This is a genomic window from Anaeromassilibacillus sp. An200 (genome assembly GCF_002160025.1).
Taxonomy (GTDB): Bacteria; Bacillota; Clostridia; order Oscillospirales; family Acutalibacteraceae; genus Caccousia; species Caccousia stercoris.
The window spans coordinates 1-11600 of sequence record NZ_NFJU01000057.1; the positions used below are offsets into that span (position 1 = coordinate 1).

General features: G+C 50.8%; 8 protein-coding genes and 1 pseudogene. 1 reads left to right on the plus strand and 8 read right to left on the minus strand.

The window, feature by feature from the left end:
- A pseudogene (locus B5F35_RS19345) lies at positions 1 to 158 on the plus strand (IS110 family RNA-guided transposase); the annotation flags it as partial.
- 148 nt (positions 159 to 306) lie between these two features.
- Here B5F35_RS19345 and B5F35_RS16340 read toward each other — a convergent pair.
- From B5F35_RS16340 to B5F35_RS16375, 8 genes are all read right to left on the minus strand, one after another.
- Positions 307 to 582, minus strand: a complete 276-nt coding sequence (locus tag B5F35_RS16340) for a DUF6809 family protein (protein WP_087242627.1) — start codon at positions 580 to 582, stop codon at positions 307 to 309.
- 510 nt (positions 583 to 1092) lie between these two features.
- Positions 1093 to 1563 (minus strand): helix-turn-helix domain-containing protein, encoded by a 471-nt coding sequence (locus B5F35_RS16345; protein ID WP_164488531.1) that lies wholly within the window; start codon positions 1561 to 1563, stop codon positions 1093 to 1095.
- A gap of 222 nt (positions 1564 to 1785) precedes the next feature.
- Complete coding sequence (locus B5F35_RS16350) at positions 1786 to 2490, minus strand: hypothetical protein (RefSeq protein WP_087242628.1); 705 nt, start codon at positions 2488 to 2490, stop codon at positions 1786 to 1788.
- Positions 2491 to 2699: 209 nt separating this feature from the next.
- The gene (locus B5F35_RS16355; protein WP_087242629.1) at positions 2700 to 5984 is read right to left on the minus strand and encodes a DEAD/DEAH box helicase family protein; all 3285 of its coding nucleotides are present in this window, start codon (positions 5982 to 5984) and stop codon (positions 2700 to 2702) included.
- A gap of 3 nt (positions 5985 to 5987) precedes the next feature.
- On the minus strand, positions 5988 to 6923 hold the full coding sequence (locus B5F35_RS16360; RefSeq protein WP_140401266.1) for a hypothetical protein: 936 nt from the start codon (positions 6921 to 6923) through the stop codon (positions 5988 to 5990).
- Between the two features lie 8 nt (positions 6924 to 6931).
- The gene (locus tag B5F35_RS16365; protein ID WP_087242631.1) at positions 6932 to 8086 is read right to left on the minus strand and encodes a restriction endonuclease subunit S; all 1155 of its coding nucleotides are present in this window, start codon (positions 8084 to 8086) and stop codon (positions 6932 to 6934) included.
- Positions 8086 to 9582, minus strand: coding sequence for a class I SAM-dependent DNA methyltransferase (locus tag B5F35_RS16370; protein ID WP_087242632.1), 1497 nt, complete (start codon positions 9580 to 9582; stop codon positions 8086 to 8088). Before B5F35_RS16370 ends, B5F35_RS16365 begins: the two co-directional genes overlap by 1 nt.
- Before the next feature lie 6 nt (positions 9583 to 9588).
- Positions 9589 to 10647 (minus strand): Fic family protein, encoded by a 1059-nt coding sequence (locus B5F35_RS16375; RefSeq protein WP_087242633.1) that lies wholly within the window; start codon positions 10645 to 10647, stop codon positions 9589 to 9591.
- Positions 10648 to 11600: the final 953 nt, after the last annotated feature.

Genomic DNA, 11600 nt, shown 5'->3' on the forward strand with positions numbered 1-11600 from the left:
ATGTCTGCCACTGGGATCCGACCTTTGCTGCCTATCTTGCTAAGAAGCGTGCGGAGGGCAAACACTACAATGTCGCGCTTTCTCATGCTACAAAAAAGTTGGTTCGTCTGATATTTGCTATGGAGAAATCCAGGCAGCCATATTGCTTGGTGGCTTGAGTGCAACTACTTGAATAGCCAGCAGGGGTCTGACAAGACCTCTGCTTTGCTATACCCTTTTTGAACCATCTCCCTTTCACCACAGCTATTCATTTTGTGGTTGACTTTTAATAGTTAATCTTTCGGTTAAAATAATTGTCGTCCTTGCTCATCCCATTTGCTCCTCATCGAAGGAATACGGACCGTCCGTCCACAACTCCTGTGCCATTCCCCATGCCAGTTTGAAGCCGGTAGTGAAGCTGGCAAGAGAGATTTCTTCCTTCAAAAGATTCTGCTCGTCTACCAACTGTAGGAGTTTACTCTGCTCAGGCCTGTCCATCTTTTCCCGCAGTCCAGAGTAGAGCTGGTCAATTTCTTCCCGCAGTTCTGTGCAATCTGGTCTATGGAAGAAGCGATAGTGCAGGGCTTTCATGTAGTCGTTCATGGTATGCTGCCCTCCTTTCCAGGACACACAATACCGAAAACGAATGGGAATAGCTATGGCAACTGCGAAGAGTTATCAGAAATTTCATAGTTCAAAATGGCTTTTCTTTGTTTTCTGCGGTGCAGATTTTACGCGGGAGACTATGCGGGAGCCTATTTGTCCGTGGTGTGCCATGGGGTGAATTTGGATTGGTATATTTGATGGAAATGAATCGCAGGAAAATCGACCGCAAATGGCATGACAGCACTTCTGACTCCGCTCAAAGCCTTGATTCATGGGCATTTCTGCACCGTTTGATCCCCGATTTGACCCCAGCGTCCAAAATCTGACCCCCGCGTAAAAGCTCCCCGACCCGCATTGCGGGGCGGTGTAAGCCGCGCGGAGGGCACTCTGTGGCCCCCGCGCTTTATCCTGCACCATTTTCATCCCCTAGGTTCACCTGCCTTTTCTTTCGTCCTCGGGAGTGCCTCAGAAAGCGGGCCAAATTCGCCTTCCAAGCCCGAGGGGGTATCAGGGTTCCGTATTCTCCCTCAAAGGCGCACACAGGGCATTCTGGTGGCTTTCACAGGCCGATTCCGCGAGGTGTGCCATCGCCTTCTGACGAGCAGCATCCTCCTCCAGCTTCAGAAACTGCCGTTCGTAGAACAATTCGATTGCCGCCTGGATCGGGCAGATGGTGTAGAGCAGGTTTCCGTTGAGCGGTCTGCCGTCTTTGCTCTGCATCATGGTCGGTTCCGTGCGGATGAAACCTTTCTCCTCCAACTGTCGCACATACTTTGCCACTGTATTTTCACTCATGCCGATCGCATGTCCGATGGTTTTGTAGCTGGGCCAGCACTGATAGGTTTCCCGGTTCTCACACCGGAGCAGATAGGTGTAGAGGGAGATCTCGCGGTAATCCAGACCGATGCTGAATATCTCGTTGGGTACCATAAAATAGTTTTTGTTGTGAGCGCGTTTGGGCCACTGTTGAAACTTCAACTTGCACCTCCTGTCCTTTCTCCGCTTGCCACGGCAACATCAATTACTCACTCATTCAGACATGGGCATCACCTCACCACAGAACAGCTTTGCACTTCCGATAGACTGCTTTTTCAAAATATCCTCTCACTACTTATCTGAGCTATATAGCAGTTTGACATAAAATTGACACAAAAAGAGCGCCTGCCATTCGGCAGACGCTCCGATCATCATATAATCGTATCAAGTTGTTTTGGAGCGCAGACGACAAATCCCATCCGCTTCATCCCGCTCTTTCAGCAGCTGCGCCAGCGCGGTGAGAAGTTTCTTTTGCAGATAGTCCACGCTGCCGCGGTTCAGCTGATGCGCTTCCGCGTACCTGCGGATTGACAGACCGTTTACGAACCGCTCCCGAAAATAATTCTGGTATGTAGTCAGCACCGTTTTCAGAGCATTGTCCAGAAACTGTAGGTCTTCTTTCAGCTTAGCGAAGTCACTTCGGGTGATAGCAGCAAATCTTTTTTCTTTCACGCAGAGGCGATATTTATTTTGGTCAAAGATGTAGTGCTCATAGAGATCTTTTGCGTAGGCGTAATAGGTAGGAGACTGCTGATACTCACGAGTGTCGTATGCTTCATCCGGCTGCAGTCGCTGCCGTTTACGAATCGGCCCACGGAAACCCTCTTCCTCCAGTCGCTCTATGGTTTCCCCTGAGATCTTCATATTGAGCAGTCGCTTATACTTAGCTTTCCGCTCGCCGTTCACTTCGACAAAAGCGCAGAAAGACTTTTTGCTGGAGGTGTAGTATCTGGGAACATCCGCAAGGGGATAGGTTGTCCAGATGACACTTTCCTCGCCGGTGTCGGCGTCGGGAGCCAGAGAGATCACATAGACTACCTTGCCGTCATACCGCCGGTAGTAGCCGGCGCGGATTTTTCTGTCTGCCATCGCCGCACCTCCTCGCTTTTCTATTTTCAGTATAGCGGAGTATGGGATTTCTGTATGTTGAGGCAGCTTTTTATTGTTTACTCCCACGCAGAATTTTGGGGGCACATTTTATTACACCTGCGGTTCTAACCAAAGGAAAAATCAAAATCTTTGAACCAATGAAGAACAACTCTCCAGATTCAGAAACCTTTTTATTTCTGCGGCGTAATTTATGCCGCAGCATTGGCGTTGATCCGGTCAATCACGCTCTTGATGCCTGCCCAAAGGGACAGATCTGTGAAGATCTCCACGATGCTGCCCCGATCCGTGAAGGGCGGCTCCTGGAGCACAGACAGATCCTTCATCACGCCGTTGTGGACGATGTACTCCACAATCTGGTTAACAAAGTAGATTTGCCGGCTGTCCAGATTGACATCATTTAAGTACTGGGCGAAGGCCTCCTTAGCAGCGTTCATATCCATGCCCACGATCTCCCGGACGAACTCTCCCAGCGGCTTCTGGCCCACCTCAGCCTCGTAGTCCTGTTTGGTACCGACCTCACTCCAGAGGATGGCCTCCAGCTCCTTTACATCCTCCGCCGTCAGCGGCACATTGGAGCGTAGTTTCGCGATGACGGGCTTGTCCTGATGCTGACGCACATAGAATTCCGCCTTGGCCTTGTAGTTCTTCAGGTCATCGTTCTCCAACTCCGACTCCTTCCACTCCACGGACAGGATATCGTCTGTAAAGTTGGTGTTGTAAATTGCGCCATCGTGGGGCAGATACTTCATCAGGTTCCGCAGGCACTCCCGGATATGCTCAAATTCATTGATCCCAGCGTTGTCCAGATAATCGGTATGCAGGATTTTCTCGATGAGTTCAGACTGAGCCCGGATCTCCGGGATGTTGGCCACGCTGGCCACACCGCTGACCTTCTTCACCAGATCCTTTCGGGCTTTCTTGTAGGTCTTTCCCACCAAATAGGCAAGTTCAATGCCGTACATCAGCGCATCGAACCGCACGGCGCTGGCCTCGTCCATGTCCGGCTGGAGTAGGGGCGCTACCTCGTCTTTGAGAAAAAGGGTGTCCTCATAGCCGAGGGCCTGGTAGCTCGCCGGGTCGGCGAACTTCTCCACATACCGCAGGTGCTGCCGCACGGCGAAGTTCTCCCGATCCAGCTGCTGCACCTTGGAGAGCATTTCGCCCACCAACTTTTCCCGGAACGGAATCAGTTCTTCCGTCTGGTAGGCCAGGTCCTGGAGCTTGTAGACAATCTGGGCTTTCAGATAGAAAATGGCACTTTGCAGGGCCATCTGGTTAGCCGTGGCCTTGCCCTTGTTCATGCGGAAGAATTCGAAGTTGCCGCACAGGTCAAAGATGTAGAACTTGCTCTTGTCCTCCCCATCGACTAATCCTGGACACAGGCGAGTGCCCCGGCCGATCATCTGCCAGAATTTCGCCTTGCTCATGACCTTCTTGAAGAACACCAGATTCAGCACCTCGGGCACATCGATGCCGGTGTCCAACATATCCACGGAGATGGCGATCTGGGGCAGCTTTTTCGGGTCGGAAAACTCGTCAATGGCGCTCTGGGCGTAGGTCATGTAGTTGTCGATAACCTTGGCGTAGCCGGGCAGATGGGGGTATTCCTTGCTGAAGACCTCCAGAATCTTCTCAGCATGGCGGTGGTTCTTGGCAAAGATAATGGTCTTACCCAGCTTCTCCCCGTAGTCAATTTTCAAGCCGTTGTTCATCAGCAGGTCCAGGGCCAGACGAATGGTATCCTCGTTGAACAGCCACTCGTTGAGGGCGGAGGACTCGATCCGCTCCGGCAGCTCCCCGTTTTCGTCGGTGAAGGTGGCCTCGTACTCCGCTTTTTCCTCCTTGGACAGATCGGCGTAGGAGATGCCCTCCTCCAGGAATTTCAGCTTGCTCTCCACCGTGAGAAAGTCCACCAGAAAGCCGTCCTTCACCGCCTGGGCCAGCTCGTAGCCATAGGTAGGAACGCCGCTTTCCAGTTCAAAGACCTCATAGGTGTTTTTGTCGATCTCGTCCTTGGGGGTGGCGGTGAGGCCCACCAAAGGAGCGTCAAAGTAGTTGAAAATATCCCGGTACTTGTTGTAGATGGAGCGGTGAGCCTCGTCGCAGATAACCAGATCGAAGTGGCCCACGGTGAACAGCTTCCCCTCCCCGTCCTCCACCGAGTCGATGCAGTTCATCATGGTCTGATAGGTGGAAAAGACGCAGTGGGCGGTGTAGTTGTCCTTCTCCTCGCACAGGTTGGTCACGGAGAGATCGGGCAGCAGGTTCACAAAGCTGCGCTTGGCCTGGGTGACCAGGGAGTTGCGATCAGCCAGGAAGAGGACATTTTTCACCCAGCCGTGCTGGAGGAGCACCTTCACCAAGGCGATGACCGTCCGGGTCTTACCGGAACCGGTGGCCATCACCAACAGGGCTTTCCGGCGGTTCTGGGCCAAAGCCTGACAGGTGGCTTTGATGGCTCCTTCCTGATAGTAGCGGCCCGCGATGGCGTGGTCCACCTGAATGTACTTGAGACTCGTCCGCATGGCTCGGAGATTGAAAAGCTTCTCCAAGTCCCGCTTGGAGTAGAAGGCAGCCACCCGCCGCTCCGGGTAGGCCCCATCGTCCAAGCGGGTATCAAAGCCGTTGGTGAGGAAGATCACCGGGCGGCGGCCATATTTTTGTTCCAGCAGGTCGGCGTACAGCTTGGCCTGCTGGCGGCCCTTGGCCGGGTCCACACAGGTGCGCTTGGCCTCGATGACGGCCAGAGGGCGGTGGGCATCGTCGTAGAGCACATAGTCGGCATAGCCCACCTCGCTCTTGTTGGGCATACCGGGCAGCTCCACCTCATCCAGCCAGTCTTTTCCCTCGGTCCAGCCCGCGTCGGCGAGCATGGCGTCGATATACAGCTTGCGGGTCTTGTACTCGGAGAGATCCAGAGGCTTGGGAGTGTAGCCAGGCTGCTGAGCTTCCCTGCGGGCGGTGAGCTCCGCTTTGAGAGACTCATTTTCAGCGATAAGGGCGGCCAAATCCACCTCGGGCACAGGAGCGGGAACCGGGGCGGCGGTCTGTTGCTCCAGCAAGGCCGGGTCAAATGCTCCTGGGGTGTAAGAAGTGCCGTAGCAGCAGGCCACAAAGTCCATGAAGTACCAGAGATTTTCCAGGCACAGCCGGGCCTGCTCACGGGCGATCTTCTTCCCGGTGTGGGCGGCGGCGTTGCCCGTCTGGCGGATATATTTGAGACGCTGCCACAGATCCCGGTCCACGATGGCCCGAAAGTCCTCGGTGTCCATGAGGCTGGCCAGCCGGTCGTCGTAGGGCATGACCAACCCGCCGTCCACGGAGTACATCCATTTGACGGCAAACTCTACCGCCCGGCGGCAATTCAGCACGCAGGCCGCCGGGTCGATGGTATATATTTTTTCTACTGAGACGGCTACTTCTCCAAAGGTGTTAAATTGGGGGTCGGAGAGGAGAAAATCGAAGTTGGTCATAAATTACTTTTCACCTCCTTCGATGTACTCGGATTGATCTTGGATTCCTGTCAATTGTTGCATAGCTTCTGCTAATATAACATTTTGCATTTCAGTTTTCTTATCTTTCGACAAAGTAGACAACTCTTCAATAGCTTTAAAGGCCTTTAATGCCTGATTGCTAATTTCTGATACTTTGTTCTGAAGATTTAAGTCTTCTGTTGTCACTTTACTTTCTTCTAACATTGTCTTCTTTTCTTGGCTTAGAGGCTTTAAAATGTCCAAAAATAGAATAGAAATAGTGTTTGTACAAAAATAGAAGGTAATACTTGTGACAGTCTGGTTCAAAATAGTGACCGTTTGTTCAGTGGAGAAGTGTACTACGGATGTTGCGAACAGCAAAACTATCAAATTGATAGTTAAAAGATAAACAGAATTAAAAAACAGGGATGCTTGTCCATGAAAATTGGCTTTTTTTTGGATATAGCCGATTTTATTAATGAGCGAATTGCTTTTTTCTTCAGAAGGTTGTTTTTCCTTAAGAAACTGAAGGATCAAAACATTCCATACTAAAAAAATGGTTATTGAAATGCTAAATATTGTCCATTCAAGTGATAAGATTTCTTCCAACTTCTCTAACGTCCAAACGATTTCTGACTTAAGAGAAACCATGCAGAATATAGAAATGAAATAGGCAAGCAAAAAATAGGAGTAATTCATCTCCCAAAAATTTTTCAACTTAGTTTTTTTAGTATATTTCTTGGACAAAACCGAACATATTCTAAAACCAATTGCGACTACAGCGCTAAATAACACGGAAGCAGGCAAGTATACTGTGTCTGGCAATATTTCAAATTCGTTGAAACATCTGAATAGAGCGAACAAAAAAAGAAATACCAAAAAATAACTTGTGCAAAACATTAACACTTTCAATGAAACTAATTTTAACTTTTTTATCATGTTATATTTCACCCAAAATATTGCTGCATCAGGACTTTTTTTAGCACTTCCAGTTTATCAAGGCTTTGCTGTATAGACCATTTTAATTTATTTGTCTGCTCAACAAAGATTGCAAATTGATTTTGTAACTTAATTGGCGGTTTATATATTTTAATCTGCGCCATTGCACTTAGCACCAAATCTTTATTTGCTATGCCTTTTGTCAACTTTTGTGATTGGTCATAACAATAGTCAGAATTAAGCATACTTTCAAAGAAAATGCCATTTAAAGAATTGTCAAATTTTAAAACTGCCAAATGCACCCAATTTGCAAATTTAATATCAACATCAATTAACTTTGCTATACCGGTTGTGCCACCCTTGCTATATAGAATATCTCCCTTTTTAGGGGAACACTTTTTAACAGACTCATAGTAATCCTGTTCAGAAATATACTTTGCCGTGGAAAAATCGATATAGCCATTGACAATATTTCGCACAGAAATAAATGGGTAGCCATTGCCCTTACCGACATCAGGAAGTGATTTATGTGGGCCATCTTTGATATAATAGCATTCCTGTCCAACAGTAGTTAATTGCCACCCCATAGGATTGCTTGACGGATCCCCAAACATCTCCACAAACCGGGCTTTGACCAGCAGATCCAGTTTGTCCAGCTGCGCCCGGCGCTTGGTGATCAGGTCGCTGACCTTGTCCAGTAGGGCGGCAATATGTCGCTGTTCTTCCAGAGGTATATCTGGCACTTGCAAATTTGATAAGGCATCTATTTTTATCCCTTGAATAGTTGCGCCTCGCGCTTGTGCAAGTAAAAAATCGTTCTTTCCAATAATAAATTTACACAAAAAACCTTTATCCCAACTCGCCGTATCAATATCCAACAGGGATATGATATCTTGGCTTGTTGACATAGGAACAGCGTTAATAGCAGCTTTTCCAATTCCTACTCGTGTACCAACCATAATGGAGTTCTGTGGGACAATCTTAGCAGCACTCTCTCGAATTGCTTGGTCCGTTATCCAGTCAACTGCATTTGTACTATCAATAATACCACCATTTAATGCCACTGTCGTAATCCACGGAATATTTCCTCCAAAAAAGTCGGGCTTGCTTTTACTTGGTGTTCCACCAGATTGAAATTTACAAATATCCCCCAACTTCACCATCACACCATCCCCTCCAGCTCCGTCAACCCTTTGGTAATCTCCATCTCCAGCTCATTGAGGTCGGCCAAAATCTCCTGGGTGGAGGGGTACTCCACGGGGACATACTCCACCTGCTTATACTTGTTGATGGAGAGGTCGTAGCCATTCTGGGCAATCTCCTCTTTCGGCACCAAGAAGGACTGCTCGGTGCGCTGGCGCGTCCTCTCCCCCTCCCGATCATGGAACCGCTTGACGATGTCGGGGATGTCGTTCTCTTTTATTTCCGTGCGCTTGTCGTCCAGGGAGAAGCCGTCAACTTTCATGTCGTAAAACCACACGTCATCCGTGCCGCCGTGGCCCGTTTTGGTGAACACCAGCACCGCCGTGGACACCCCGGCGTAGGGCTTGAACACCCCGCTGGGCATGGAGATCACCGCCTCCAGTCGGTTACCCTCCACAATCTCCTTTCGGATGGCTTTGTGTGCCGTGGAGGAGCCGAACAGCACCCCGTCTGGCACGATGACAGCGCACCGTCCGCCCACTTTGAGCATCCGCAGAAAGAGGGCCAGAAACAGCAGCTCGGTCTTCTTGGTCTTGCACACCTTCAGCAGGTCGGCGGACACGATATCCGCGTCCAGACTTCCCTTGAAGGGGGGATTGGCCAGAATGAGGGAATACTTTTCCCGGTCGGTGTTCTGATCGCTGAGGCTGTCCCGGTACTCGATGTAGGGGTTGTCGATGCCGTGGGTCATCATGTTCATAGCTCCGATGCGCAGCATGGTGCGGTCCATGTCGTAGCCGTGGAACATGTGGTTCATGTAGTGGTCTTTCTTCTGACGGTCAAAGAAAATTTCCTCTCTGCGGTTCTCCTTGAGATACTCCCCCGCCGCCACCAGGAAGCCGCCGGTACCGCAGGCCGGGTCGCAGATCACATCGTCCGCCCGGGGAGCCATCATATCCACCATCATGCGGATGATATGCCGGGGGGTACGAAACTGGCCGTTGACCCCGGCGGTGGCAATCTTGGACAGGAGGTATTCGTAGATATCGCCCCGAACGTCGGCGTCGTGGAGCTGTTCTGCCTGGGCGTAGATCTCGTCCATTGCGGTAACGATCTTATCCAGCATCAGAGGTGTGGGAATTTTGAAAATGGCGTCCCCCATGTACTTGGCGTAGGCGCTGTCCTTGTCGGCGTGGAGGTTCTTGATGAAGGGGAACACCCACTCCTGCATGACGGAATACATCTGCCCGGCGGGGAAGTCGTGGAACACCGACCATTTGAGCTGATTGCCCGGGATGGTTCGCTCGCCCACCTGCACCTCGCCGGAAAAGATGCTCTTGTGGGGCAGCCCCAGCATGGCGCTCTCCTTGGCCCGCTGGTTATCGGCGGCGTCCAGGTCGTGGATGAACATCAGATAGGTCATCTGCTCCACCACATCCAGCGGGTTCGTGATGCCACCGGTCCAGAAGGTTTCCCAGAGGCGGTCGATTTTGTTTTTCAGTTCGCCAGTAATCATGTTCTCTTACTCCTTTTCCCGGTTCCAGATATAGGCGGTATAGCGCCCACCGCTGAGTTTCAAAATGTCCCCGCTCTTCTGCAGGTCGGCCAAGGTGCGCTGTATCGTGATTTTACTGATATCAGGGCATTGCTGGATGATCTCCGCTTTGGTGATCTTTCCAAGGGTGCCCTTGATGATCTTCCGGACGCGGTCCGGCTTGCTCATGCCACTGACGGCCAGGACCTGCACCCGGGTGGAAAATTCCCGGTAGGCCGCCGCCACAACGCCCAGTGTATAGCGCACAAAGGGGGCGTAATCGTTCGCTCCCTCGCGCCATCCCTGGGAACTCTGCTGGAGGGCTTCATAGTAGGTCTCCTTGCTCTCCTCAATGAGCTTTTCGATGCTGATATACTTGCCCACGATATAGCCCGCCCGATAGAGCAGCAGCAGGGTCAGCAGGCGGCTCATGCGTCCGTTGCCGTCGTTAAAGGGATGGATACAGAGAAAGTCCAGGATGAACATGGGGATCAGCAGCAGCGGATCCATCTCACCCTTCCCCACAGCCTCCTCATAGGCCCGGCAGAGGCTGTCCACCGCCTCCGGCGTTTCCCAGGCGGGGAGCGGCTGGAAACGAACGGTTTTGTTCCCCTGGGCATCCGTCTCGGCAATCACATTGTCCGCCGTTTTGTAGTGCCCGCCGTAGGACGCACCGCTGAATTTATAGAGATCCCGGTGAAGCTGCAGGATCAGGGAGGATTTAGGCGGGATATAATCAAAGCTCTCGTGGATAGTGGCCAACACATCCCGGTAGCCGGCGATCTCCTGCTCGTTCCGAGTGCGCGGGGTGGTCTTATCCTGCACCAGCTTCTTGAGCCGCTCATCCGAGGTATAAATGCCCTCAATTTTGTTGGAGGCTTCGGTGCTCTGGATCTTGGCGATCTCCACCAGCTTGGTCAGGGTATCGGCCTTGGCCTCAATAAACAGGGCCTGTTCTCCTTTGTATTCATGAATCTGAGTCAGCAAAGCCACGATATCCGAGACAAGCAGCTTCTGATAGTTTTGAGCAAAATCGTAGGTGCGCATCCTGTACCTCACTTTGGGTCAATTATATCATTTTATTTCTATTGATGTAATTAAACTATATCAAGTAAATTTGACTCTGTCAAGGTTCAACTGTATCATTGTGGGAGAAATGATATAGTTGATTTGTTAAGATATAGAAGGATGTCTCCTGGTTAGTTGTTCCGGCAGTGGTCACTATCACAGAGGAGCCGCTTTTTTCTCCAGTTTCTCTTTGGTGGTCTTTTCCGGCTTTTTCTATGTGGGAGTTTTGGACTTCGGGAGCGGAGGCCTTGTCCTTATCCTCTTTCGGAGGACAGTCCCGACGCTTCGGCTGCTCGGTTTATTTGGGTTTTTCCTGTTTTCTCTCGGCCTTTTTTGGAGCCTCCGGTTGCTTTTCCGGTTTCTCCGTTTTTGCCGGGGCAGGCTTTTCCCCGCCGGAAGCCGCTGCCCGTTCCTCGGCTTTCTTTTCTCTCATAATTTCAGCGAAGTCATAGACGGAAACCTGCGGGCTCTTTGCCTGCTGTTCCGCCTTTTTTCCGTCCTCCGGGGGAGCAGACGTTTTCTCCGGCTCGGGCAGAGTTTCCTTGCCTGGCCTGGTATCCGTTCTGGGAACTTCCTCTTTTCTCCGCCAAGATACAAAAATACCGCCCGTAGTCTCGTTTGGGCGGTACTTTGTGTAAGATCACTTTGTCCAGCGGCTTTGCATCTACATCCAGACGGCAGACGAACCCACAATCGCATGGTGGGAAAGTGTTCTTGGATTGGAAACGCAGTTTGGTGATACGCTGGATTTTCGGCGCTCAAGAGTTTTGCAGAAAATTAGTCAGATTGTGCCGTTTTCCATTGGATTCCTTAACGCAAATCTTATGGCTGCCTGGATTTCTCCATAGCAAATATTAGACGAACCAACTTTTTTGTAGCATGAGAAAGCGCGACATTGTAGTGTTTGCCCTCCGCACGCTTCTTAGCAAGAT